This window comes from Xanthomonas arboricola, assembly GCF_002940665.1.
GTDB lineage: Bacteria > Pseudomonadota > Gammaproteobacteria > Xanthomonadales > Xanthomonadaceae > Xanthomonas > Xanthomonas arboricola_B.
Genome location: NZ_MIGY01000001.1, coordinates 605,998 through 630,762 on the forward strand (window position 1 = coordinate 605,998; position 24,765 = coordinate 630,762).

The 24,765-nt window shown below is 62.5% G+C and carries 17 protein-coding genes, 1 tRNA gene and 2 pseudogenes; 13 read left to right on the forward strand and 7 right to left on the reverse strand.

The annotated features are described in order from the left end of the window. Positions 1 to 127 precede the first annotated feature (127 nt). Positions 128 to 2,962 carry a PAS domain S-box protein gene (locus tag XarjCFBP7645_RS02675; protein WP_104536130.1) on the forward strand — a complete coding sequence of 945 codons (2,835 nt, stop codon included), beginning with the start codon at positions 128 to 130 and terminating at the stop codon, positions 2,960 to 2,962. Between the two features lie 111 nt (positions 2,963 to 3,073). Next, complete coding sequence (locus tag XarjCFBP7645_RS02680) at positions 3,074 to 6,139, forward strand: PAS domain-containing hybrid sensor histidine kinase/response regulator (protein ID WP_219842083.1); 3,066 nt, start codon at positions 3,074 to 3,076, stop codon at positions 6,137 to 6,139. Between the two features lie 71 nt (positions 6,140 to 6,210). Here XarjCFBP7645_RS02680 and XarjCFBP7645_RS02685 read toward each other — a convergent pair whose 3' ends face one another. The 3 genes and pseudogenes from XarjCFBP7645_RS02685 to XarjCFBP7645_RS02700 form a co-directional block, all read right to left on the reverse strand. Continuing rightward, a complete protein-coding gene (locus tag XarjCFBP7645_RS02685) occupies positions 6,211 to 6,729 on the reverse strand; it encodes a hypothetical protein (protein WP_104536131.1) in 519 nt (172 codons plus the stop codon). Positions 6,730 to 7,411: 682 nt separating this feature from the next. Beyond that, complete coding sequence (locus XarjCFBP7645_RS02690) at positions 7,412 to 9,202, reverse strand: YbhB/YbcL family Raf kinase inhibitor-like protein (protein ID WP_104536132.1); 1,791 nt, start codon at positions 9,200 to 9,202, stop codon at positions 7,412 to 7,414. A 555-nt stretch (positions 9,203 to 9,757) separates the two neighbouring features. Beyond that, a pseudogene (locus XarjCFBP7645_RS02700) lies at positions 9,758 to 9,940 on the reverse strand (zinc-dependent alcohol dehydrogenase); the annotation flags it as partial. Between the two features lie 730 nt (positions 9,941 to 10,670). Between XarjCFBP7645_RS02700 and atpC the strand changes: the two are divergent. Together atpC and XarjCFBP7645_RS02710 are read left to right on the forward strand one after the other, a co-directional pair. Continuing rightward, positions 10,671 to 11,213 (forward strand): ATP synthase F1 subunit epsilon, encoded by a 543-nt coding sequence (gene atpC / locus XarjCFBP7645_RS02705; RefSeq protein ID WP_230608577.1) that lies wholly within the window; start codon positions 10,671 to 10,673, stop codon positions 11,211 to 11,213. 69 nt (positions 11,214 to 11,282) lie between these two features. Continuing rightward, positions 11,283 to 12,788, forward strand: a complete 1,506-nt coding sequence (locus XarjCFBP7645_RS02710; protein WP_047127114.1) for a DASS family sodium-coupled anion symporter — start codon at positions 11,283 to 11,285, stop codon at positions 12,786 to 12,788. A gap of 476 nt (positions 12,789 to 13,264) precedes the next feature. On the opposite strand, the pseudogene XarjCFBP7645_RS02715 reads toward XarjCFBP7645_RS02710, so the two are convergent. The 3 genes and pseudogenes from XarjCFBP7645_RS02715 to XarjCFBP7645_RS02725 form a co-directional block, all read right to left on the reverse strand. Further along, a pseudogene (locus tag XarjCFBP7645_RS02715) lies at positions 13,265 to 13,462 on the reverse strand (site-specific integrase); the annotation flags it as partial. Positions 13,463 to 13,604: 142 nt separating this feature from the next. Further along, a tRNA-Gly gene (locus XarjCFBP7645_RS02720) sits at positions 13,605 to 13,678 on the reverse strand. A 104-nt stretch (positions 13,679 to 13,782) separates the two neighbouring features. After that, the gene (locus XarjCFBP7645_RS02725) at positions 13,783 to 15,567 is read right to left on the reverse strand and encodes an autotransporter outer membrane beta-barrel domain-containing protein (RefSeq protein WP_104536134.1); all 1,785 of its coding nucleotides are present in this window, start codon (positions 15,565 to 15,567) and stop codon (positions 13,783 to 13,785) included. Positions 15,568 to 15,757: 190 nt separating this feature from the next. Here XarjCFBP7645_RS02725 and thiS point away from each other — a divergent pair, with 190 nt between their 5' ends. The 4 genes from thiS to XarjCFBP7645_RS02745 all read left to right on the forward strand — a co-directional run bounded on the left by thiS (position 15,758) and on the right by XarjCFBP7645_RS02745 (position 19,671). Then, positions 15,758 to 15,958: a sulfur carrier protein ThiS gene (gene thiS / locus XarjCFBP7645_RS02730; protein WP_016903326.1), complete on the forward strand. Its 201-nt coding sequence runs from the start codon at positions 15,758 to 15,760 to the stop codon at positions 15,956 to 15,958. 49 nt (positions 15,959 to 16,007) lie between these two features. Beyond that, on the forward strand, positions 16,008 to 16,802 hold the full coding sequence (locus tag XarjCFBP7645_RS02735) for a thiazole synthase (RefSeq protein ID WP_054592191.1): 795 nt from the start codon (positions 16,008 to 16,010) through the stop codon (positions 16,800 to 16,802). Between the two features lie 173 nt (positions 16,803 to 16,975). Then, positions 16,976 to 17,734, forward strand: a complete 759-nt coding sequence (gene trmB / locus XarjCFBP7645_RS02740) for a tRNA (guanosine(46)-N7)-methyltransferase TrmB (RefSeq protein ID WP_104536135.1) — start codon at positions 16,976 to 16,978, stop codon at positions 17,732 to 17,734. A 74-nt stretch (positions 17,735 to 17,808) separates the two neighbouring features. Beyond that, entirely contained in the window at positions 17,809 to 19,671 is a 1,863-nt protein-coding gene (locus XarjCFBP7645_RS02745) for an SLC13 family permease (protein WP_046344012.1), read from the forward strand. A 19-nt stretch (positions 19,672 to 19,690) separates the two neighbouring features. On the opposite strand, the gene XarjCFBP7645_RS02750 is transcribed toward XarjCFBP7645_RS02745, so the two are convergent. After that, complete coding sequence (locus XarjCFBP7645_RS02750; RefSeq protein ID WP_047127119.1) at positions 19,691 to 20,032, reverse strand: Rieske (2Fe-2S) protein; 342 nt, start codon at positions 20,030 to 20,032, stop codon at positions 19,691 to 19,693. 243 nt (positions 20,033 to 20,275) lie between these two features. Between XarjCFBP7645_RS02750 and XarjCFBP7645_RS02755 the strand changes: the two genes are divergently transcribed. The 5 genes from XarjCFBP7645_RS02755 to XarjCFBP7645_RS02775 all read left to right on the forward strand — a co-directional run bounded on the left by XarjCFBP7645_RS02755 (position 20,276) and on the right by XarjCFBP7645_RS02775 (position 24,743). Beyond that, entirely contained in the window at positions 20,276 to 20,551 is a 276-nt protein-coding gene (locus XarjCFBP7645_RS02755; RefSeq protein ID WP_046346044.1) for a hypothetical protein, read from the forward strand. Between the two features lie 216 nt (positions 20,552 to 20,767). Further along, positions 20,768 to 21,481, forward strand: a complete 714-nt coding sequence (locus tag XarjCFBP7645_RS02760; protein WP_016903332.1) for a fumarylacetoacetate hydrolase family protein — start codon at positions 20,768 to 20,770, stop codon at positions 21,479 to 21,481. 60 nt (positions 21,482 to 21,541) lie between these two features. Further along, a complete protein-coding gene (gene mscL, locus XarjCFBP7645_RS02765) occupies positions 21,542 to 21,973 on the forward strand; it encodes a large-conductance mechanosensitive channel protein MscL (protein ID WP_046344017.1) in 432 nt (143 codons plus the stop codon). A 109-nt stretch (positions 21,974 to 22,082) separates the two neighbouring features. Then, positions 22,083 to 23,501, forward strand: coding sequence for a M28 family peptidase (locus tag XarjCFBP7645_RS02770; RefSeq protein WP_104536136.1), 1,419 nt, complete (start codon positions 22,083 to 22,085; stop codon positions 23,499 to 23,501). A 189-nt stretch (positions 23,502 to 23,690) separates the two neighbouring features. Beyond that, positions 23,691 to 24,743: a LacI family DNA-binding transcriptional regulator gene (locus XarjCFBP7645_RS02775; protein ID WP_016903335.1), complete on the forward strand. Its 1,053-nt coding sequence runs from the start codon at positions 23,691 to 23,693 to the stop codon at positions 24,741 to 24,743. Positions 24,744 to 24,765: the final 22 nt, after the last annotated feature.

Sequence of the window (24,765 nt, forward strand, 5' to 3'; positions counted from 1 at the left end):
AGCGAGGCGCCGCAGGCGTCGGCCCGGGGAGATCGTCTCGATGACGTGCTGACCACCAGGGTCGCGATATGCTCAGGATCGTACGACGCCGCGACGGCGGCGTTTCGCTCAGCACGCCGTTCATGGCATGACCACACATTTCAAGACGACACGAATCTCCATGCCATTGCCCCCTGCTGTTCGCCATGCGGCCATTCTCGACAGTGCCACTGACTTTGCGATCATCGCGACCGATCTGGATGCCCGCATCACCGACTGGAATAGCGGAGCCGAAAACGTCCTGGGCTGGAGCGAGACTGATATGGTGGGTCAGACCATCGACCGCATTTTCACTCCCGAGGACAGAGCCCAGAATCGTCCCGAGGTTGAAATGGCTACGGCGATCGCTCACAGCAGTGCCGAGGATGAGCGCTGGCACATGCGTGCCGATGGGTCGCGCTTTTGGGCGAGCGGCAGATTGACGCCCCTCTACGCGGATGCGCGCCACATCGGCTTCTTGAAGATTCTGCGCGATCAAACAAGCGCCCGGCTGGTCACCGAACAGGTCCACGCCAGCGAAGCCAAGTGGCGTAGCACCTTCGATCGTCTCGTGGAAGCACTGATGATCGGCGAGGTAGTGCGTGACGTCCAAGGCCAGGTAGTTGACTGGCGCTATCTCGAGGTCAATCCGGCGTGGGAACGCATGGTTGGCGCGACGCGTGAGCAGGTCTTCGGTCGAACCGTCCGTGACGTCATCCCGGGTGTCGAAAATGCGTGGATAGACGAGTTCGCCAACGTTGTCGATACGGGCGAACCGGCAGCTTTCGTACGCGAGGTCGGTGTCTGGTCGCGTTGGTTCGAGGGTCGCAGCTTTCCGCTTGGCCACGATCGGTTCGGTTGCCTATGCTTCGAGGTGACCGACCGTCGCAAGGACAATGCGAGACGCGACACCTTGTTGGCGCTGGACGAGCGCATCCGCGACCTGAGCGATCCTGGCGAAATCGCGTTTGCTGCCGCGCAGGTGTTGGGAGAGATGCTTGGCGCGAGCCGCGCCGGCTACGGCGACGTCGATGAGCAAGCTGAAACCATCAAGATCGAGCGTGACTGGAACGCAAAGAATGTCATCTCCCTCGTCGGCACGCACCGCTACCGTGACTTCGGCAGCTTTGTCGACGAACTGAAGAAGGGCAACCTCGTCGCGATCAATGATACGGCCACCGACAGGGCCACCGCCGCAAGCGCAGACGCCTTGAAGGCAGTAGGGGTGGGATCGCTTCTCAACCTGCCGGTCATGGAGCGCGGCCAGTTCGTCGCCATGCTGTTTCTGAACTGCCCAACGCCTCACACCTGGACGCCGCACGAGATCGCGATCGTCCGCGATGTCGCCGAGCGTACTCGGGTCGCAGTGGAACGTCGCCGGGCCGAACAGGCGCTCCATGTGTTGGCAGAGACGTTGCAGCAACAGGTCGAGCAGCGCACTCATGAGCGCGACCGGGTGTGGCAGGTCAGCCGGGACATGCTGGGCGTTGCCGATACGGACGGGGTCTGGCTTAGCGTCAATCCTGCCTGGTGCGACATCCTTGGCTGGCCCGAAAAGGCGTTCGTCGGCAAGACCTCGGAATGGCTGGAGCATCCCGATGATCGTTCGAAAACACGGCAAGAGATCGGCAATATTGCGGATGGCAATCCGACGATGTTCTTCGAGAACCGCTTTCGGACAATCGATGGCGACTACCGGTCGCTGTCCTGGTCTGCCGTCGCGGTCGCCGATCGCCTCTACTGCGTTGCGCGGGACGTGACCGAGCAGAAGCAGCGTGATGCCGCGCTCCTTGAAGCCGAAGACCGACTGCGTCAGAGCCAGAAAGTCGAAGCGGTAGGCCAGCTCACCGGCGGCGTGGCGCACGACTTCAACAACCTGCTGACGGTGATCAGAGGGTCAATCGATCTTCTGCGTCGACCCGGCCTGGCGCCAGAGAAGCGTACCCGCTACCTCGACGCCATCTCCGATACCGCCGATCGGGCCGCCCGGCTGACCAGCCAGTTGCTCTCCTTCGCCCGCCGCCAGGCGTTGAAACCCGAGACATTCGATGCCGGGGCCAGCATCGAAACCCTGCGAGAAATGCTCGGGACATTGACCGGCTCGCGTGTGGCGGTCGAGATCGAGATGGACTCCGGTCCCTCTCTCGTCAGAGTTGATCGAAGCCAGTTCGACACTGCCATCGTCAACATGGCGGTCAACGCGCGCGATGCCATGTCCGGCACAGGCACGCTGACCATCGACGTTCGCGCAGCAAACGCGATACCGCCGCACCGCACGCATCCGGTCGTCCCCGGACAATTCATTGCCGTTTCGATCACCGATACGGGCATTGGCATTGCGGACGACCAGATTGAGCGCATCTTCGAACCGTTCTACACCACCAAGGGCGTGGGGCATGGCACCGGCCTGGGTCTGAGCCAAGTGTTCGGCTTCGCCAAGCAATCCAGCGGCGACATCCTCGTGCGCAGCACGGTAGGACGGGGCACCACCTTCACCCTCTATCTCCCCAAGGCCCATGAGGACGAGTTGCAGTCCACGCTAGTGCCGGAAGCGGTTTCGCCGCTGCCCAAGGGCGCCTTTATCCTCGTTGTTGAGGACAATAGCGAAGTGGGATCCTTCGCGACCCGGGCCCTCGCAGAGCTTGGCTACAGGACGCAGTTGGCGGTCGATGCCGCAAGCGCGCTTGTCGAGCTCGGGAGCGATGGAGCCGGCTTCGACCTGGTGTTTTCAGACGTAGTGATGCCGGGTATGTCCGGTATCGAACTCGGCCAGGAGATCCACCGCCGGATGCCGCACCTCCCTGTCGTGCTGACCAGCGGGTATAGCAACGTCCTTGCCGAACAGGACCGCCACGAGTTCGAGCTTCTGCAAAAACCCTACTCGCTCGAGGAGCTGGCAAGGGTTCTGGCAAAGGTGTCCGCAAGTCGACGCCCGATCAACTAGCTGGCAAGAAATTATCTGCCCGCCGCCGCCCGGCGTCTGAGACAATTTGGGCGGGGAACTGTCGTCTTTCAGACGCAGACAACAGCCATCAAGTCCGGGGTGCAGGTAAGCGTGGCGAGCGAAGATAATCCAACTGATAGCCACGCTTCTCTGGATGCTGTGGCCCTGTTCGCAGGTCCTGGCGAGGTGCGCGCAGTCGCACGTGAACTGGACTGGTCGCAGGGTCCTTTGGGACCGACGACCGACTGGTCGCCAGCGGTCCGCACGATGGTGCGGACGATGTTCGACTCACCATTTCCAATCTGCTTGTGGTCGGGCCCACATTACGCGCTGATCTACAACGATGCCTATCGCAGGATTCTGGCGGCCAAGCACCCTGCAGCGCTTGGTCTTCCGGGGGCCGTGGTTTGGGCAGAAATCTGGGAGGAGCTTCAACCTCAGTTCGATGGCGTGCGGGCGAGAGGGGAACCGGTCTACCACGAGGATGCACCCTTCGTCATGGCACGGTTGGAAGGCGGCGGAACGGAAACCGCCTGGTTCAACTACTCATTGTCTCCTTTGCGCGATGAGGATGGCAGCATCGCTGCGGTCCTCAACATTACCCCCGAAACAAGTAGCCGGGTCCTGCTTCAGCGTCGCCTCGACCAGGAACAGGCCGCGTTGGCCTTGAGCGAGGATCGGCTGCGTTCGCAGGTTGCTGTCGCAAAAACCGACGCTGAGCGCGTGCAACTGACACTTGCGGCCGGAGCGATCATCGGCACGTGGTTCTGGAACTTGTCCACTGACCAATTCACCGTGGACGAGGCTTTTGCCACTGCTTTCGGGCTTGATCCGGCCCTCGGCCGGGAGGGCATTCCGCTCGCCCAGATCGTCGCCACGGTTCACCCGGACGATCAGGCCGGCCTGGCAGCGGCCATCAACCATGCAATCAGCAAAGGGGGGCGTTACGCTCACCAGTACCGTGTCCGTCGCCGCAATGGCCGATATCATTGGCTGGAGGCCAACGGCCACGTCGAGCATAGTCCGGACGGTACCCCGCTGCGCTTTCCTGGCGTTTTGATTGACGTCGAGGAGCGGCGTGCTGTCGAAGCAGAGCGAGAACACGCCATCGCTGCGCTGCGCGAGCTCAATGCAGACCTGGAACGCAAAGTGCTGGAGCGCTCATTTGCACGCGGGCGGACTTGGCAGGTCAGTCCTGACCTTCTGGTCGTCATCGGCGGCAATGGATGCTTCGAATCGGTAAATCCGGCCTGGACAGCCACGCTTGGCTGGTCTGAGAAGGAGCTGACCCAATCGGACTTTCTCAGGTTCGTGCACCCTCAGGATCTGGTCAACACGCAAAAGGCCTGGGCGGATGCCAGCGAACGTCGATTGCCTGTGCTGCACTTTCGAAATCGCTATCGTCACAAAGATGGCGGTTGGCGGTGGCTCGCCTGGGTCGCCGTCCCGGATGAAGGAAAAGTCTACGGTTCGGCGCGTGACGTCACGCTAGAGGTCGAACAAGCGATCATTCTCAAGGAAAGTCAGCAGACCAACAAGCACGTGCAGGCCGCACTCGCTGCTGGTGCCATCATTGGCACTTGGAACTGGAACTTTGAGGATGACTTTTTCACGTTTGACGAGGGGTTCGCGTTTGCGTTCGGTCACGACCTCAGTTCAGCGCAGACGGGGTTGCCGATCGACGCGGTGCTCGTTCACGTGCACCCCGAGGACAGACCTGGGCTGAACGCAGCGATCGCCCAGACGATAGAGCGCGGCGGCGCTTACGCGCGGCAGTATCGGGTCAGGCGTGCGGACGGCAACTACTACTGGATCGAAGCCAACGGCCGTGTCGAATTCGATGCCGCCGGCAAATCCACCAACTTTCCCGGCTTCATCATCGATGTCGATGAACGCGTGAGCCTTGAAGCGGAGCGTGACCGGGCCACGGCTGAGCTGCGCACCCTCAGCAACACGCTTGAAACCCGAATAGCCACACGTACTGCCGAACTGATGCAAGCCGAGGAGTCGCTGCGGCAATCGCAGAAGATGGAGGCGGTGGGCCAGTTGACCGGAGGCCTGGCACATGATTTCAACAATCTTCTGACGGCCGTCACCGGCGGTCTGGAGATCCTCGCGGCGAAGGTTGCCAAGGGCGAATACGGCAAGCTCGACCGCTATATCGCAATGGCGCAGACTGGCGCCAACCGGGCCGCGGCATTGACCCAACGGCTTCTCGCCTTCTCGCGCCGGCAGACCCTGGCCCCAATCCCGACCGATGTCGACAGACTGATCGCGAGCATGGAGGAGATGATCGACCATACGCTCGGACCTGAGTTCGAGGTCAAGGTCGTCTCGATCCCAGGCCTGTGGCCAGTGCTCGTAGATGCTCCGCAGTTGGAGAATGCGCTTCTTAATCTGGGCATCAACGCACGCGACGCCATGCCCGATGGTGGGCTGCTAACGATCGAGACTAGCAACGAGCGGCTTGATGCACGCGCCGCAGCCGACCAGGATCTACCGGAGGGCGAATACGTCTCAATTTGCGTAACCGACACCGGCATCGGCATGCCGCCAGAAGTGATTGCGCGTGTCTTCGATCCGTTCTTCACCACCAAGCCCATCGGTCAGGGCACAGGGCTTGGACTGTCGATGATCTACGGTTTCGTGAGGCAATCCGGCGGACAGGTGCGCATCTACTCCGAAGTGGGCAAGGGCACGACGATGTGCCTCTACCTGCCGCGATACCTGGGAGACGTAGCAGCTACCGAGCAGGAGGCGGGCAATGTTGACGCCGGCAAGGCGCTACCAGGCGAGACGATATTGGTCGTCGAGGATGAAATCGCAATCCGGCAACTCGTCGCCGACGTTCTTAGCGATGCCGGTTATCGCGTATTGGAGGCCCCGAACGGCCCGGCTGGAGTCAAACTACTGCAATCAGAGGAGCGGATCGATCTGCTCATTACCGATGTGGGACTTCCGGGTGGGCTCAACGGCCGGCAGGTTGCCGATGCTGGACGTGTCGTTAGGCCGGCGTTGAAGGTTCTATTCGTCACTGGCTATGCCGCCAACGCAGCCGTGGGCGCCGGGCACTTGGACGAGGGGATGCAAGTGCTGACCAAGCCCTTCAATATCGCTGAGCTGGAGATGCGCATCAGAGAAATGATCGGAAACGAAAGTGCAGCGTTACCGTCCTGACACGGATCCGAATGCGCACTTTGTCATTGCTGAGCCGCCGACGGTCGCTTTTATCATTCGTACCGACTGGCTTATGCAGGGAGGACCAGATCCGGATCACCTACTTGCCATTTGAATAACCGCGCAAAGGCCTCGTCTGCCGACACGGTCAGCCAATCCCGCGGATCCCCGTAAATGCAAAGCGGCCGAACGAGAGGCTCCGACTTTGACAGCGCCGTCAATAACGAAAACTCGAATGTCGACACTCCGCCTATCATCCTACTGGAGACAATGACCGGGCAGAATCTTGGCTTGTCGATCGAGGTATGCCATTGCCCCATGGAGGATTTACCTGACGAGGGAAACAGAGAGGCAAATCCGAACACTTTAATGAAGTATCTCTTGTCATCCCATAGCGCACGGTCATCCGGATTCAAATCCTCAAACGCTTGGTCATAGATGAAAGGTGTCCGTCGAATTTTCTTGCGTCCGAACTTTGCTCGAAACGCGCGTGTCAGCAGCCCATCTCCCGTAACCACATCCGCATGGCGATGTCGCTCCACCAGGGTGGGCTGCTGTGTTTTCTCTAGGATTTGCAGGACTTTGATCAAGAATCCTCCGCTGCATCGTCCGAAAGATGGATGATGTTCTTGAGTAGACAGATCCCCCTGCAGGTATTTAGCAGGCAACGAGCTCAAGAGCCAGAAGCCGCATAAATCGTTAATATTTAATGGCGAGGCCAGGTGCCGGGGTGACAAATGGCCACCGCTCTCGCCTCAGGGCTGCAGATGCTGTGCCGGTCCGTCAACGGGCGCGTCCAACCAATCGGATGTCCAGCTCAAGCTTTCCGCCTTCGCGCACGTGGTCGTCGGCTGGGGGCGACGCAGCAACTCGGCCTGGGTGTTTGCCCTGTAGTCGTCGTCGTGTGGTCGTCATTCGACTGGCCACGGTAGTCATGCTTACCAACCCGGCCAAGGCTGCGTTGTGCCGATACACGCCATGTACTGCTTGAACGGCGCTGTCGTATCAACGACTGACTCGCCGTATTGCCTGCCGCCGTCGCGCCCCAGGCCTCGCACAGATCCCAGAGAGCATGTCCGGTAGAGAGCATGTCCGGTGTTGCGCAAGTACTGACTGCACGAGCATGCGCGCGACCGGAAACAGGCAGATCAAAACCCTGCCGATACACCAGCCCCGCGTGGAACTGTCGCGCTACCAACGAGTACAGTTCGCTCGGTGCCTGCTCGATCCGAGCAAATTCTGCCCGTAACGCAACAGGCTTCTGGCCAACGATTATTTCAGCGGAGCAACGGCTTGCGCATAAGTGCCTACCGTTTCGCCTTTTGCCAGCACATGGCCCGACGCAGCGGCAAGTATCTGGTCTCGTGTCGCGCCGGGCTTGACGTCCAGCATCGTGTCGAGCGCGAAGACCTGGAAGTGATAGTGGTGCGGTTGATCGCCCACCGGCGGGTGGGGTCCGTAGTAGCCAACCGAACCGCGGCTCGTTGTTCCCTGAAGCACACCCTCGGGCTCGGTCAGGCGCATTTGCTCCTGCAGGCCTTCCGGCAACCTGGTGACGTTGGCGGGAATGTTCCAAGCCACCCAATGGACGAACGGCGTGATGGGCTTGGCATCAGGGTCTTCCACGATGACGACGTAAGACTTGGCGTTGGCAACCGCTTTCCAAGACAGTGCGGGCGAGACGCCATCCGCATAGTCGCTAAAACGCTTGTCCATCCTAGCGCCATTGGCGAATGCGGGTACCGTAACGGCCAGTGTCCCCTTGCTGTCGGTTTCGGCACGAGTAAGGGCAAGTGGCACTCCATTACCCTGGTTGACCTGCGCCTGCATCGATGCCGACGGCGCCTCGATGGACTGCCCCGCTGCTGCACCAGCGCGAGCTGGTGCGCCCGTCGCGGAGATACGGTAGATGACGCCATTGACGTCGTCAGAGACCAACAGAGCACCACCGGCCGTTTCAGCAAGACCTACCGGCCGAGCAAAATGTTTCGTGCCGCCCTCGGTCAGGAAGCCGGTAACGAATGGTTCGAAAGCAACGGGCTTGCCGTTCTCGAACTTCACTCGGACCACCTCGTACCCGGATGCCGGCTTCCGGTTCCACGATCCACGGAAGGTGATAAACGCGTCGCCCCTGTAATCGGACGGGAAGGAAGTGCCATGGTAGAAGTGGAACTGCATGGCCGCAGCGTGAGCCGTGTAGCCCATCACCATCGGTTCGCTGATGGCCGCCCACTGCTTTTTCGTCATCTCGCCCTGCGGCGTGCTCTGCGGGTTGACCCCATCCCTGCCCCAGATATGGGGCCAGCCGTATTGCTTGCCCTTGCTGAGGTGGTTGAGCTCCTCAGGCTGGACCTCGTCTCCCAGGAAGTCCATGCCTTGGTCCATGCCCCACAACTCGCCGGTCGCTGGGTCCCAATCGAAGCCGATGGTGTTGCGCAGGCCGCTCGCAAAAATGGTGCGGGACTTCCCGTCGGGCGACACCCGCAGCATCGTCGCGTGCTCGGGATTGGTTTCGTTGCAAGCATTGCAGGTCGAGCCGATGCTCAGATACAGCATGCCGTCAGGGCCGAATGCCATCGTCCGGTTCGGGTGCTGCCCGCCATCCGGCAGATCGCCCGCCAGCAGCGTCAGCGGCCCCAAGGTTCCGTCTTTCAGAATCGGAGCAACGAACAACTCCTTGACCGTGACCAGGTAAAGCTGGCCGTCGCGAATAGCCAGTCCATGCGCGCCCGACCTATTGGCCACTACTTTGGGAGGTGCGTCCAGCCTGCCGTCGTCGTTGGCATCTTTCAGAAGCAAGATATCGCCCTGATCGCGACGGGAAACGTAGATGTTGCCGCCCGGAGCGACCGCGATGATGCGCGCATTCTTGAGTCCGGTTGCAAACGCCTTAATTTGGAAGCCGGCAGGGATCTTCAGGCCAGCGATCTGCTTGGACGTAGCGTCGACCTTGTCGGGCTTGAACGTGTGGACTTGCGCCTGCACGTCAGTGCCATCGCCCTGCTGCGCGTGTGCATGACTTACCAACAAGCCGAGCAGTGTTACGGACAAGATACGGCGCATGTGGCTCTCCCGATGCGTGAATGAAGGGTTCGATGACTGCCTAATGGATTGGCAGCCGATAAGCCCTTCTTGCACGAGCTGCGTGACGGGAACAGCAAGGAAACCCCCACTTCCCTTTGGCCACGGCTATGTCCGCCCATGTGAAATTGGACACTCGCCCCAATCGACGCGAGCCCACCCAGTGGGGGGACTCAATGGCTACGGTTGGCGTTGGATGTGCAACGTCCTGCGCAAGGGATTCCGTGGCCCTACCGAGTCAGATGGTCCTTGATGAGATCGAGCGCTCCCCGTTCGGCGGAGAGCGTGCGGGTCAGCCCGATGTCGACGCCCTCTGAGGTCGATAGACCCGCACCGCGCCGGACCTTGGCCACGATGCTCCCGCTGTCTGAGTAGTGCCCTGATCGGCTGCGGTTCGAACGTGCCGGGACGGTCATGAGCATCAAGACCTGGCGGAGAAGGGGCAGGATGCAACTGAAACGAAGCCTGCTGATCTTCGCAACACGTTGCATCCCCCCACGTCCCCGGCGTGCGCGCCGCCAATTACCACAGGCCTGCTCAATCCGCGAAACTCAAAACCACGCGACCTTCGATGGTGCCTTGGTGCATGCGGATAAACACATCGTTGATGTTCTCAAACCGGTCGGTTTGGACCGTCGCGGCTACCTTTGCCTGCTCTGCGAAGCTGAGCGACTCTTGCAGATCCAAACGACTGCCGACGAGCGATCCCAGCACGGTCACCGGGGCAGCAAATGACATGACCATTGCATCGGCATAAACATTCGTCGCTGCATACACCATGCTTGGCTACTCCCTGTTGCTGGGAGAAGTGCTTTCCACACGCGTGTTGTGTCGCGTTTTCTGATTGGTTGGTGATCTGCAGTAGCGGGACCTGCCATTACCGCGAACCGCGCAGGCGGTGTCCTGATGGAGAACACGTCGTCTGCAATGGCTGTGGGTCTGTGCTTGCGACGCGCGTGGCGACAGATCTGCCACCGTGCGCCGAGAAATGGCTGCCGTAGTCGTATTGGTGCAGGTCCTCCTCAGCAGCAAAAGCGTGGAGTGCAGCCTAACGACTCAGACTCAAAGCTGCTTTGAGTTCAATCAATTTTTTTTGTGCCACGAGCGCGTTCCAGCCAGAGCTAAGCCGATCTTCTTATGCCCAGGACCCGATCTCCAAAAAACGCGCTGCGGTTGGATGTCAGTTCTTCGAATGGCAAGTATTACGTAACTCACATAACTAGATCCGCATCGCTCACGTTCTCTCTTGCAAGCAAGCTCACTTGGTTTTCCCGCACATTCCATCTTCCAAGCTGAGTTGATCGAGATCAAGGCAGAAGTGTATGGTGCACTGCACCATGGAACATGAGATGGACATCGTTGGGCGTTCCCTGCAGTGCCCAGTCGTGCCGCAGCAAGAAAGAAAGGCTGTTGTGAAACAACAGTGCCAGACCGTTCAAGGAGTTTTGAAATGAAGCTTGGTGGAAACCTATCACTCGTTGCAGGTGCTGCCCAGAGCGGCGAAGCCTCTTCGGTTAAGGCCTCAGACGAGTACGACATGCACTCGCACACCTCAGCTCACCCCAGACCCGACTTCATCACCAACGCACAGCAGACGTTCGCGCTGACCGTAGTGAGTCTGACGGGAGCCCAGTGGGAGGGGAACGTTCGGGAGGTCAGTCTTCCAGGGGAACAGGGTCGATTTGGCGTGATGGCAAGACATACGCCAATGCTGAGCACGCTGCGCGAGGGCATGATCCTCATCTATCCGGAAACGAGCGAGCCGCCTTTCCAGCTGTATGTATCAGGGGGCTTCGTCGAGGTCCAACCGACTCACGTCACCGTTCTGGCTGACTTGGCGCTGAGAAGCGAAGACCAGGACAAGGCGAGGGCCGAAGTCGCGAGAAATGCCGCGAACTCTCCCATGGCGACATCTTTCACGGATGACGCTTATGCTCAAACGCATACCGAGCTTATGCATCGCTTCGGGGCAAGCCCACGCGCCAAGCCTTGATGACTGGAGCCACTGCGCATATCGCTTCAAGCGTTCTCCGCTTGTTGGACAGTCAAAAGAGGGCCGGTCATGCCAAGTCGCTTCAAAGCAGCATTTACGTATTTCAATCAGGCGGTTCCGTTCAAGCTTCCTCAGGCCTTGGTGACAACGGCGGTGCTTATCGCATTGCTATTGCTTCCATGTCCTGAAGGACTGACGCCCAAGGCTTGGGGGTTGGTCGCCATTTTTCTGACCACGATCATCGCAATCATCCTCAAGGTAATGCCCATTGGGGTTATGGCGATGATGGCCCTTGTCATCGTCGCACTGTCCCAAGTCACCTCAACCAACTCGAAGGGTGCGATCACTGACGCGCTTTCTAGTTTCTCGAGCCCGCTCATCTGGCTGATCGTGGTTGCGATCTTGATTTCGCGTGGTCTGAAGAAGACGGGCTTGGGAAACCGCATCGGAATGTTGTTCATTGCGTTGCTGGGTAAGCGGACCCTGGGCATCGGATACGGCCTGACGATCTGCGAACTCTTGCTCGCCCCCTTTACACCCAGCAATACCGCGCGTGGCGGGGGCATTGTTCACCCGATCATGAGGTCGATTGCCAACTCGTTCGATTCTGACCCGGCGAAAGGCACGCAGGGCAAGGTCGGAACCTACTTGGCGTTGGTGAATTACCATGCCAATCCCATCACGTCGGCAATGTTCCTCACCGCCACAGCACCCAACCCGCTGGTGGTCGACTATGTCGCCAAAGCGACCAACCAACAGCTGCACCTGTCCTGGACGACTTGGGCCCTCTGCATGTTTCTACCCGGGTTGGCCTGTTTGATCATCATGCCTCTGGCCATTTATCTGCTCTCTCCTCCGGAACTGAAAGTCACTCCCAACGCAGTCGATTTCGCCAAGGGTCAATTAAGGCAGATGGGCGCGCTGACGGCGAAAGAAAAAGTGATGATCGGGACCTTTGGCTTGCTGTTGGTCCTTTGGGCCAACGTGCCCGCGATGATTTTCGGTGCCTGGTGGACCTTGGATCCCACCGTTGTCGCATTCGTCGGCTTGTTTGCGCTGATCATCACCGGCACCTTGGACTGGGACGATGTGCTTTCCGAAAAAAGTGCCTGGGATACGCTGGTGTGGTTTGGCGCACTGGTGATGATGGCCGAGCAGCTCAACAAGCTGGGCGTGGTTGGCTGGTTTACCGAGGCAATGAAGGGCGCCATCATCGCGAGTGGAATGGGATGGAAAGCGATCGCCGGCGTGCTCGTCTTAGCCTTTGTCTTTTCCCATTACCTGTTCGCAAGCACGACCGCCCACATCAGCGCGATGCTGCTTGCGTTCTTAGGCGTGGGGGCACTGCTCATCCCCCCGGACTACGTCATTCCCTTCATGCTCATGATGACTGCGTCTTCGGCGATCATGATGACACTGACTCACTACGCCACCGGCACCTCGCCCATCGTCTTCGGCAGCGGCTACGTCAGCTTGGGCACTTGGTGGAAGATCGGACTCGTCATGTGCCTGCTTGAGCTCCTCATCTTCGGGCTCGTCGGAAGCATGTGGTGGAAAATCCTTGGCTTCTGGTAAATAGGCCCACGGACACGGCGCGTGGCGCTGCGCCTCACAACGGAGTATTTGCCATAGTGGAGTAACACCTTCGCATTCCGCACGAGATGCGGCCAGACAGGCCACTCAACATTTTCAAGGAATCCAACAAAGCACGTATATCGATGTCGTTCCGCCATTGGCTTAGGGCCAGAACGTTGTCCTTGCGGCGAAACCTCTGCGCGTCAACGGCGTTGAACTAACTGTCAGAGTTGTCAAGTGGCCAAACAGCAGCACACATCACTGGCTTGTGTCCTGCAGGAGAATCAGGGCCTTGGTCATTAATCCGACCATCATCTGTCCGCCACCTGGTTACTGCCGAGAGCCCTTCAATTTTCCGCGACTATTAAGTGGAAAGCGAGACCGACAAGTCTGGCGAGAGCGGTTCTACCCGAGCTCGCCTCTTCTACGCAGTCCAAGAACCAGAGGAAAAATCACCCCGCCGGGGCCGACGCAGTGAAGCGCCGGCCGCTCTCGTGATTGACGCTTTGACCCTTTGCACCCTGGCGTACGAAGAAGCCAGGCACCCCACCGATGGTCTCGATGTCCTCCAGTCGGAGCTGGGCGATTGGATTGATGCGAGCGCCCGGATAGAGGCCCAGGATCGGGCCAAACCAGCGATGCGGATATTCGGGCACTTGTTTCGGAAGTTTCACCAGCAGGCCGGCCGGGCGCGACATCATCAGAGGCTTGGGCAAGATTGATACCTCGATTGATACCTCAGGGGGCATCGCTCGGAATCATCAATCGGCCGAAATATCCAACCTAGTCAATCACTTAGAGACCTGGCGGAAGCTCTGGAGCGGGCGATGGGAATCGAACCCACGTCAGTAGCTTGGGAAGCTACAGCTCTACCATTGAGCTACGCCCGCACGGCGTTGCGAGAGTTTAGGCGGGTGCGGGGGCCGGGCGCAATGCACAGATGTGACGAGGGCAGGTTGCCCGGCCCTCGTTTGCAACGCGTGTGGTGCGTGGATCAGAAGTTGCCGCTGAAATTCACGAACAGCGTCGCGTCGCGGGCGCTGCGCTGGGCGGTGGTGGTGCTCAGGCCGATGTTGCTCTGCAGGCCCCACAGGCCGGTGCGGGCGCCCAGCACGACGGTCGCGTAGTTGCGATCGAAGTTCTGGCCCGGGACGGTGTACATGCCCACTTCCGGCATCGACTGCAGCCAGGCGCTGGCTTCGGTGCCGTCCTTGAACTCGTGGTCGTAGGTCGCCTGCAGGTACGGCTTGACCATTGCACCATCCAGGCGCACCTGGAAGCCGATGCGGCCGACCATCGAGTCGATGTCCTGATCGGCGTAGCCCAATGCGGTGGAGCTTTCGTTGCTCTCGGTGTAGCCATCGAGCTTGAGCTTCTGCCAGGTCAGGCCGACCACCGGGCCGTACTTGACGTTGCCTTCGCCCAGCGAATAGCCGGCGTTGACCGCGGCAGTGAGATTGCTGCCGTCCGGCGAGCCGCTGTGCACGCGGGTGGCCGGCCCCAGCTGCACTTCGCGGTCGACGTCGTAGCTCAGCCAGCTGTAGCTGACCTGCGCGTTGACCCAGACCGGGCCGGTGTACCAGCCGAAGAAGCCGCCCAACGTGGTGTCGTCCTGCTTGAAGCTGCCGTTACGGTTGCCGAAGTCGGCGTCCATGCTGCCGAAGCCGGCAAAGCCGCCGAACACCAGGTCGCCCGCAGTCCAGTCCACACCGAACAGGCCGGCCGGGGCCATGCCGTCGTACAGATCGGCGTGGTCGTAACGCTGCATGTCGCCACGCACGCTACCCCACCAACGCAGGCCATCGGCGTCCGGCTTGCCGTCCAGATGCCAGGCCACCTGGTCGGCACGCGCGCGGCCGATCGCCTGCGCCGAATGCGTGAGCACCTGCTGCAGACGCGGCGCTTCCAGCAGCGAGATGGCGTACTCGCCCAGGATCTGGTGGGTGGCGGTGGTCGGGTGGATGCCATCGGCGAACACATAGGTGTTGGGCGCGTTGGCGGCGACCAGGCTGGTCGGGTTGCAGGCCGGCAGCGGCACGGCGGGGTTGCAGGCGGTGCTGGTGACGTTGCTGAAGCCGTAGGTGCCCGGATCGGCGACCACTTCCTGCAGGATGTGGAAGGTGTCGACCGGGATCACGCGCAGGCCGGCCGACCGCAGGCCATTGAACAATGCGGTGTTGTAGGCGGTTGCCGCAGCAGTGCCCTGCGCCATCGCGGCGGCACCGCCGGCACGGAAGCGCGGGGTGATGCCCACGTCCGGAATGGTCGGCACCATCACATAGCGCGCGCCGGCGGCCTGCAAGGCGCCGACCGCACCGACCTGCGCAGTGACCGCGTTGCCGATGATGGCCTGCGCCTGGGCCGGCACAGCTGCAGCGGCGAGCAGATCGTTGGCGCCGCCCCATACGGTGTAGAGCGCATTCGGGTTGGCCTGGCCGCCGTTGGCGCTCAGGTAGGTGTTGATCTGGCTGGTCACCGAAGGCGCGGCACCGAGCACGCTGGTCGAACCGGCCTGGATGCGGGCACCGCCGGCGGCGTAGTTGTCGCCGGTCTGGCCATTGCCGTTGGGCGCGGCATTGGTGCCGTAATGGTCGGCGACGTACTCGGCCCAGACCCAGCCCGGGTTGGTGGTGAACTTGCCGGTGACGGCGCGCGAGGCGGCCGGCAGCAACGGGTTGTAGTAACCGCTGTCGGTGAGGCTGTCACCGAAGAACACGGTCTGGTCGAACTCAGACGCGGCCATGGCCGGGGTGGCCGCAATGGCGATGGCCACGGCCATCAGGGAACGGATCGGGCGAAGGGTTGAAGCCATGGGAGTGCCTGCTCAAGGTAGTGTGGAACTGGACCGGACCTGCTGACGTACGCCGGCGAATGGCGCATGGTTTCACCCTCGCCGCCCGCGCTCACGCTGCATTGCCGCATAACGCAAAAACGCGCGCCCTGACGGCACGCGATGCCACAATGATGACATGAACATTCAACTCAACGGCACCCCGCGAGACATTCCCGACGACCTGCTGCTGGCAACCCTGCTGGAGCAGGAAGGTCTTGCACAACGGCGCGTGGCGGTGGAGATCAATGGCGAAATCGTGTCGCGCGGGCGGCATGCCACGCACCGGTTGCGTGCCGGCGATGTGGTGGAGATCGTGCACGCGCTGGGCGGCGGTTGATGCGACGCGCAGGCCGGCGCAGCTGCGCGCGATCGGTGATAATCGCCCGATGACCAATACCGCCCCCTCTGATGCGCTGATCATCGCCGGCAAGCCCTACCGTTCGCGCCTGCTGACCGGCACCGGCAAGTTCAAGGACCTGGACGAAACCCGCCTGGCCACCGAAGCGGCCGCCGCGCAGATCGTCACCGTTGCGATCCGCCGGGTGAACATCGGCCAGGACCCGAACGCGCCCAGCCTGCTCGATGTGCTGCCGCCGGATCGCTACACGCTGCTGCCCAACACCGCCGGCTGCTACACCGCCGAGGACGCAGTGCGCACCTGCCGGCTGGCGCGCGAGCTGCTGGACGGCCACAACCTGACCAAGCTGGAGGTGCTCGGCGACGAGCGCACGCTGTACCCGGATGTGGTGCAGACGCTCAAGGCCGCCGAACAACTGGTGGCCGACGGCTTTGAGGTCATGGTCTATACCTCCGACGATCCGATCCTGGCCAAGCGCCTGGAAGAGATCGGCTGCGTGGCGGTGATGCCACTGGCCGCGCCGATCGGCTCCGGGCTGGGCATCCAGAACAAGTACAACCTGCTGGAAATCATCGAAAACGCCAAGGTACCGATCATTGTCGATGCCGGCGTAGGCACGGCATCGGATGCGGCGATCGCGATGGAGCTGGGCTGCGACGGCGTGCTGATGAACACCGCCATCGCCGGTGCGCGCGATCCGATCCTGATGGCGAGCGCGATGCGCAAGGCGATCGAGGCCGGACGCGAAGCCTTCCTGGCCGGGCGGATTCCGCGCAAGCGGTATGCCTCGGCGTCGAGTCCGGTGGATGGCGTGATTGGATGAGTGGGTGGGCTGCTTTGACATTGCCGTCGATGCGCACCGCCTGGCCGTGTGACGCGCCGGATGTGGCCGTTGCTGGATCGCGCGTTGCTGCACGTGCTCCCTCACGCCGTACCCTCACCCCAACCCCTCTCCCCAAGGTAGAGGGGCTTTTGTTTTTTGATGTGACTTAACTCATGACTGATCCTTTCACCAGCGACGGCGCCAAGATGCCGCCCAAGCCCTTCACCATCGAAGAGGGCCGCCGGCAGGTGCGCAGCTTCGTGCTGCGCCAGGGCCGCTTCACCCCGGCGCAGCAGCGCGCGTTCGACGAGTTGTGGCCGCGCTTCGGCCTGGACTACAGCGGTGCGCCGCGCGATCTCGATGCGGCCTTCGGCCGTCCCGCACCCAAGGTGCTGGAGATCGGCTTTGGCAATGGCGCGGCACTGCGCTTTGCCGCGCAGCAGGACCCCAGCCGCGACTACATCGGCATCGAGGTGCATGCGCCCGGCGTCGGTCGCCTGCTCAATGCGCTGGACGATGATGGCAGCACGCATGTGCGCCTGTATCACCACGATGCGGTGGAAGTGCTCGAACACGAGATCGCCGATGGCGCGCTTGACGAGGTGCGCATCTACTTCCCCGATCCGTGGCACAAGAAGCGCCACAACAAGCGCCGCCTGATCCAGCCGGCGTTCGCGCAGCTGGTGGTGCGCAAGCTGCGCGATGGCGGCCGCCTGCATGCGGCCACCGACTGGGCCGATTACGCCGAACAGATGTGGGACGTGCTCGACGCCACCCCGGGCCTGGTCAATCGCGCAGGCCCGCGCGGCCACGTCGAACGCCCCGCCTGGCGCCCGCAGACCCACTTCGAAACCCGCGGCCAGAAGCTCGGCCACGGCGTGTGGGATCTGGTTTATGACCGGGATTCGGGAGCGGGGATTGGGGATTCGTAACAGCGCTACCCCGCATACTCGACGCCGCAGTCGCCTGACCAATCCCCACTTCCGAATCCCGAATCCCCGCCCCGATGGACACCGCGCTGACACTGACCAACGATATGAAGCTCGTCCTCGGGCTGGTCGGTTTCACGATGGCGATGTTTTTGTTCGAGCGCATCCGCGCCGACGTGGTGGCCTTGATCGTGCTGGTGGTGCTGGGCGTCACCGGGCTGGTGGCGCCGGAAGAACTGTTCGGTGGTTTTTCCGGTAACGCGGTGATGAGCATCATCGCCACCACCATTCTCGGTGCGGGGCTGGAGCGCACCGGTGCGTTGAATCGGCTGGCGACCTGGTTGCTGCGGCGCTCGCACGGCAGCGAACAACGCTTGATGATGATGACGCTGGCCATCTCCGGCCTGAATTCGTCCTTCATGCAGAACCCGTCGGTGATGGCCTTGTACCTGCCGGTCGCCTCGCGTCTGGCTGCGCGCACCGGGCTGACCTTGCAACGCATGCTGCTGCCGATCGCCGCGGCCATCGTGATGGGTGGCGCGCTGACCATGGTGGGCAATTCGCCGTTGATCCTGCTCAACGATCTATTGGTTTCCGCCAACAACAACCTACCTTCGGGCATGGCCAGCATCGAGCCGTTGACGATGTTCGCGCCGCTGCCGATCGGCGTGGCCCTGCTGATCGCCGCACTGCTGTATTTCCGTTTCTACGGCGACCGCAAGCTGATCGAAGAAGAGCGCCTGATCAACGAAGGCGTCACGCCCTCACGCACCGAGAGCTATTTCGCCAAGACTTATGGCATCGACGGCGATGTATTCGAGCTCACCGTCAGCGCCGAAAGCCCGCTGGTTGGCATGACCCTGGGCGAAGCCGAAGCGCTGCACGACGCGCCGTTGTTGCTGGCCCTGAAGACCGGCAACGACACCCGCCTGGCGCCGCCGGCCGACATGCGCATCTGGGTCGGCAGCGTGCTCGGCGCGATGGGCCCGCGCCAGGAAGTGGCCGACTTTGCGCAGAACCAGTTCCTGCGCATGTCCTCGCGCCTGCGCAACCTGGGCGACCTGTTCAATCCCAGCCTGGCCGGCATTTCCGAAGCGTTGATTCCGCCCAACTCGCGGCTGATCGGCAAGACCGCCGCCGAGTTGCGTCTGCGCAAGCAGAGCGGCATCAGCCTGCTGGCGATCAACCGCGACAAGCAGGTGATCCGCGAGGACGTGCGGAATGTGGCGCTGCGCGGCGGCGACATGCTGGTGTTCCACAGCATCTGGCAGGATCTGGCGCAGGCAGCGGAAAGCCGCGATTTCGTGCCGGTGACCGACTTCCCCAAGGGCGAGCAGCGCCCGCACAAGTTCAAGATCGCCATGGCGATCTTCGCCTTCACCATCCTGATCGCGCTGACCTCGCGGCTGCCGGTGGCGCTGACGTTGATGACTGGCGTGGCCTGCATGCTGGTCAGCGGCGTGCTGCGCATGGACGAGGCATACGCCTCGATCAACTGGAAGACCATCTTCATGATGGCCGGCCTGATTCCACTGGGCTGGGCGATGGACAGCAGCGGCACTGCGGCCTGGGTTGCAGGCCACACCATCGACCGCCTGCCCGAGGGCATTCCGGTGTGGGCACTGGAAATCAGTCTGGCGCTGCTGACCACCGCGTTCTCGCTGGTGATCAGCCATGTCGGCGCCACCATCGTGATGGTGCCGATCGCGGTCAATCTGGCATTGGCAGCCAACGGCAACCCCACCGCGTTCGCACTGATCGTGGCGTTGTCGGCATCCAACAATCTGATGACCGCATCCAACCCCGTGATCTCGATGGTAGCCGGCCCGGCCAACTATCAACCGCGCGAGCTGTGGCGCGTGGGCGCACCGCTGTCGCTGATCTACATCGTGGTGATGGTGTCGATGATCAACCTGATGTTCTGGTGGGCAGCGCGCTGAGCCGCACCACCTTCAGCAGTCACCCAAGCACCACCCGCTCGCCCTCGATGCGCACCGGCACCGCCAGCAGCGACTGACCACGGCACGGGCCGCTGATGCATTCGCCGCCACTTAGCTCGAACGCTGCGCCGTGCGCTGCGCACACCAGATGGCCATCCTTGGTCTTGAGGAACTGGCCAGGCGCCCAATCCAGGCGGCGGCCCGCATGCGGGCAGACGTTCAACCAGGCCCGTACCTGGGCGCCATCGCGATACAGCACCAGCGACTCCGGGCCGCCGTCCCAGACCGCCTCGACTTCCAGAAATCCGGCATCGGGAATCTGCGCCAGTTCGGCAAGCGTGGTAGACGATGACGAGGACATGCGGTCAGCTGTGCGAAAACGGACTGCGATTGTGGCACGCGTCTGCATCGCTCTGACGTGGTGGCTACCGCCCGCGCTGTTGCTGGCCCACGGGCGCTGCTACGGGCCTGTAAGGCGGCGTGCCCCACCACATCGGATGTGATGGATTTAAAAAAACGACCCTGAACTTAACGAAGTTTTCACTCAATGACATGCAACCGCAACGATACTGCCTGCCTGTTTCCTGCCCGGCAGCCCACCGCCATGCCTGCACGTCTCTTCCAATTCGGCAACCTCCACCATCTGTTTGCCCCGCGCAAGCCGCGTCACCCGCTGGTGCGGGTTGCCGCCGGCCTGGCGGGTCTGGTCATCCTTGCGGTGCTGATCTTCTTCAGCGTGTTCGTGGGCGCGGCGATGATCCTGGGCGGCATCGCCTGGAAGCTGTTGAGCAAGTCGAACCGTCGCACGCCGCAGCAGGCACGTGTGGTCGAGGCCGAGTACCGTGTGGTGCGCAAGCCCGCGCTGCCGTTGTCGCACTGAGGCGTCATTCCACCGCCTCCAGCGCGGTGAACATCCAATCCCGAATCAGTCGCGCAGGTATTGACCGGTCTGCGCGAGTTTGCGTGCGCCGATGCAAGCCGTGATAGCAGACCTGCCAGCCAGACGTTGTGCCGCACTGCACGCTGCAGCGCGGCGGTTCCGTCATGCACAGCCAAACGGCTAGACTCACGTGTCCTGTTCCCCAAGGATGCGTGCATGACCCACGATGTGATTCCCGCCGCCGATGTTCCGCGCATTCCGGTGGTTGGTGGCGGCAACTTTCCGGTGCACCGCATCTACTGCGTCGGCCGCAACTTTGCCGATCACGCGCGCGAAATGGGCGCCACTGCGCCAGCCTCCAAGGCAGAGCGTGGCCAGCCGACGTTTTTCATGAAGCCTGCCGATGCGATCGTGGTCGGTCATGGCGACCACATTCCTTATCCGCCCGGCACCAGGGAACTGCACCACGAAGTGGAGCTGGTGGTGGCACTGGGCAGCGATGCGCCGGCCGGTGAATTGCCGGTGGAGCAGGCAGAAGCGCTGATCTACGGCTATGGCGTGGGCCTGGACCTGACCCGACGCGATCTGCAGGCGGCCGCCAAGGCCAAGGGCCTGCCGTGGGACATCGCCAAGGGATTCGACCACTCCGCGCCGATCAGCGAGTTGGTGCATGCCGGCGAAGTAGGCGCGCTGGAAGCCTTGAACCTGTCGCTGGAGGTCAACGGCCAGGTACGTCAGCAGTCGTTGCTGGATCAGATGATCTGGAACGTGCCCGAGATCCTGCATGAGCTCTCCAAGCTCTACGCATTGCGCGCGGGCGACCTGATCTTCATGGGCACGCCGGCCGGTGTCGGCCCGCTGCTGCCGGGCGATCAGTTCAGCGCACGCCTGGAAAACGTCGCCGAGCGCCACGGCATCATCGCGGGCTGACACCCAGCCCGCTACGATCACGCCGCGGCAGTTGGTCCGCGACCGCATCTGGAGTGCGCTATGGGAATGGTCAGCGAATTCAAGCAATTCGCGATGCGTGGCAATGTCATCGACCTGGCGGTCGGTGTCGTCATCGGTGCAGCGTTCGGCAAGATCGTCACTGCGCTGGTGGAAAAGATCATCATGCCGCCGATCGGCTGGGCCGTCGGCAATGTGGATTTTTCGCGCCTGGCATGGGTGCTCAAGCCAGCCGGCGTCGATGCCACCGGCAAGGAAATTCCGGCGGTGGCGATCGGCTACGGCGATTTCATCAACACCGTCGTGCAGTTCGTGATCATCGCCTTCGCGATCTTCATGGTGGTCAAGCTGATCAACCGCCTGACCCACCGCAAGCCTGATGCCCCCAAGGGCCCGAGCGAAGAAGTGCTGCTGTTGCGCGAGATCCGCGATGCGTTGAAGAACGACACGCTCAAGACACCTGGCGTGCCGTAAGCGGACACGTCCGCTGCGCGACTTCGTGCAGGAGGATGACCTTTCGCACGCAGACGGGGGACCTCGCGCTGATAAGCTCGGGGTCCCCTTGTCGTTGGAGCCGCCCTGCATGCGTCGCCTCGCTGTTGCCATCTCTGCCCTCCTCGCCTGCGCGCCCGCACTCGCCGCACAGACCTCCATCGCCGATGACGCACTGCGCACCGCCGCGCAGCTGCGCGAGCAGGCCCTGGCCGACGCCACCGGCTTTGCGGTGGTGGAATCGTTGACCACCGAAGTGGGCCCACGCATTGCCGGCGGCGAGGCCGACCCGCGCGCGGTGGCCTGGGCCAAGGCCAAGTTCCAGTCGCTGGGCTTTGACAAGGTGTGGACCGAGCCGGTGAGCTTTCCGAAGTGGCAGCGGCGCAGCGAACAGGCCGCGGTGATCGGCGCGCATGCGCAGCCCCTGCACATCACCGCACTGGGTGGCAGCCCGGGCGGCACCGTCGAAGGCGAGGTGGTGCGCTTCGAAAACCTGGCCGCACTGCAGGCCGCACCGGCCGGCTCGCTGGCCGGCAAGATCGCATTCGTCGATTACCAGATGACCAAGGCGCGCGACGGCAAGGATTACGGCAATGGCGGCGCAGTGCGCAGCAAAGGCCCGTCGGAAGCGATCCGCAAGGGTGCGATCGGCTTCGTGATGCGCTCGGCCGGCACCGACTCGCACCGTGTGCCGCATACCGGCATCACCCGTTTCGATGAAGGCGTGACGCCGGTGCCGGCAGCAGCGTTGTCGGTACCCGATGCCAACCAGCTTGCGCGCCTGACCGCGCTGGGCAGCACGCGTGTGCGGCTGGCACTGGATTGCGGCTGGGATGGCACGGCGACCTCGTACAACGTCATCGGCGAAATCACCGGGCGCAGCAAGCCGAAGGAAGTGGTGGTGATCGGCGGGCATCTGGATTCGTGGGATCTGGGCACCGGCGCGATCGACGACGGCGCCGGCGTGGCGATCACCATGGCCGCAGGCCACCTGATCGGCCAACTCAAGCAGGCGCCCAAGCGCAGCATCCGCGTGGTGGCCTTCGCCAACGAGGAGCAGGGCCTGTACGGCGGCAAGGCGTATGCGGCCGCGCACGGCAAGGATGCCAAGGACATGGCGCTGCATCAGATCGGCGCGGAGAGCGATTTTGGTGCCGGGCGCATCTATGCGTTCAACACCGGCTCGGCGGCACCGGACGAGTCGCGCGCAGCGACCAGACAGATTGCCGAGGTACTCGCGCCGTTGGGCATCGCGTATGAGCCGAGCAAGGGCGGCCCCGGCCCCGATGTCGGGCCGATTTCCGCCAAGGGAGGTGCCTGGGCGTGGCTGGCGCAGGACGGCACTGACTACTTCGATCTGCACCACACCGCCGACGACACGCTGGACAAGATCGACCCCAAGGCGCTTGCGCAAAATGTCGCGGCCTACACGGTGTTTGCGTACCTGGCGGCCGAAGCCGATGGCGATTTCGGCAGCCGCGCAAAAAGCGTGCAGCCGCCGAGCGAATAACTGCATTTGCAGACGTCGCGGGCGCACCTCGGTTGAGTGCGCGCGGCATAGAGCACGCGCACACCGCGCGTGATCTGTGCCGATACCGACATCGCAGTGCCGATTGCCAGCGCCCAGGCACGTCCTGGTCGCTGCAGGTCTCAAGCACGCCATCCGCCTTTCGCTTCCACTCCAGGACGAGCACACACAATGGCGGCCAAGCGCCAACGCAGTGCGAACAACGCGGCAACCCTGCTGGATGTGGCCAAGCACGCCGGCGTCTCGCCGATGACGGCTTCGCGCGTCATCAACCGCCACCCACATGTCGGCGAGGAGATGCGCGTGCGGGTAGAGGCCTCGGTCCAGGCATTGGGGTATCGCCCTAACCTGGCCGGCCGTTCGTTGCGCACCAGCGGCCTGTTGCGCATCGGCGTGCTGTACAGCAATCCCAGCGCGGCCTATCTCAATCAATTCATGCTCGGCCTGCTCGAACAGAGCAGCCTCAATGGCAGCCAGGTGCTGGTGGAAAAATGCGGCGCCATCCGCAGCCAGCGTGCCGCCACCGAGCGCTTGCTGGCGGCCGGCGTGGACGGCGTGATCCTGCCGCCACCGCTATGCGATTCACGCCAGACCATCGCCGAACTCGATGCACGCGGCATCCCGGTCGTGGCGGTGGCGAGCGGTGCACCGATGGCGCAGATCAGCTCGGTGCGCATCGACGATTACCAGGCTGCGCGCGCCATCGTCGATCACCTGATCGAACTGGGCCATCGCCGCATCGCCTTGATCAAGGGCGACCCCAAGCACACGCCCAGTGCATTACGTGCCAACGGCTATCTCGACAGCCTGCAGGCTGCCGGCCTGCCTGTGGCCGAAGAATTGATGGCAGACGGTCTGTTCACCTATCACTCCGGCCTGCTCGCCGCGCGCAGCCTGCTCTCGCAGGCGCAACCGCCCACCGCCCTGTTCTGCAGCAACGACGATATGGCGGCAGCCGCCGTTGCGGTCGCACACGGACTGGGCTTGCGCGTACCCGAGGATGTATCGGTCGCCGGCTTCGACGACACCCCGGTCGCCACCACCATCTGGCCCGAGCTCACCACCGTGCATCAACCGGTCACCGCGATGGGCCGCGCGGCGGTGTCGCTGCTGGCCGATGCGATCCGCCAGCGACGCAAGGGCGATCCCGCGCAGGGCGTGCATCAGGTGATGAAGTACACCGTGGTCAAGCGCGGCTCGACGGCGGGGCCGCCGGCGCGCTAAGCGCCGCATCGATCGGCATCGG

Coding starts and splice junctions, on each gene's coding strand:
- XarjCFBP7645_RS02710 (WP_047127114.1), top strand. CDS start 11,283: ATGCCAAGTCGCTTCAAAGCAGCATTTACGTATTTCAATCAGGCGGTT.
- XarjCFBP7645_RS02690 (WP_104536132.1), bottom strand. CDS start 9,202: ATGCGCCGTATCTTGTCCGTAACACTGCTCGGCTTGTTGGTAAGTCAT.
- XarjCFBP7645_RS02725 (WP_104536134.1), bottom strand. CDS start 15,567: ATGGCCGTGGCCATCGCCATTGCGGCCACCCCGGCCATGGCCGCGTCT.
- XarjCFBP7645_RS02750 (WP_047127119.1), bottom strand. CDS start 20,032: ATGTCCTCGTCATCGTCTACCACGCTTGCCGAACTGGCGCAGATTCCC.
- XarjCFBP7645_RS02775 (WP_016903335.1), top strand. CDS start 23,691: ATGGCGGCCAAGCGCCAACGCAGTGCGAACAACGCGGCAACCCTGCTG.
- atpC (WP_230608577.1), top strand. CDS start 10,671: ATGAAGCTTGGTGGAAACCTATCACTCGTTGCAGGTGCTGCCCAGAGC.
- XarjCFBP7645_RS02745 (WP_046344012.1), top strand. CDS start 17,809: ATGGACACCGCGCTGACACTGACCAACGATATGAAGCTCGTCCTCGGG.
- XarjCFBP7645_RS02760 (WP_016903332.1), top strand. CDS start 20,768: ATGACCCACGATGTGATTCCCGCCGCCGATGTTCCGCGCATTCCGGTG.
- XarjCFBP7645_RS02675 (WP_104536130.1), top strand. CDS start 128: ATGACCACACATTTCAAGACGACACGAATCTCCATGCCATTGCCCCCT.
- trmB (WP_104536135.1), top strand. CDS start 16,976: ATGACTGATCCTTTCACCAGCGACGGCGCCAAGATGCCGCCCAAGCCC.
- thiS (WP_016903326.1), top strand. CDS start 15,758: ATGAACATTCAACTCAACGGCACCCCGCGAGACATTCCCGACGACCTG.
- XarjCFBP7645_RS02770 (WP_104536136.1), top strand. CDS start 22,083: ATGCGTCGCCTCGCTGTTGCCATCTCTGCCCTCCTCGCCTGCGCGCCC.
- mscL (WP_046344017.1), top strand. CDS start 21,542: ATGGGAATGGTCAGCGAATTCAAGCAATTCGCGATGCGTGGCAATGTC.
- XarjCFBP7645_RS02735 (WP_054592191.1), top strand. CDS start 16,008: ATGACCAATACCGCCCCCTCTGATGCGCTGATCATCGCCGGCAAGCCC.
- XarjCFBP7645_RS02755 (WP_046346044.1), top strand. CDS start 20,276: ATGCCTGCACGTCTCTTCCAATTCGGCAACCTCCACCATCTGTTTGCC.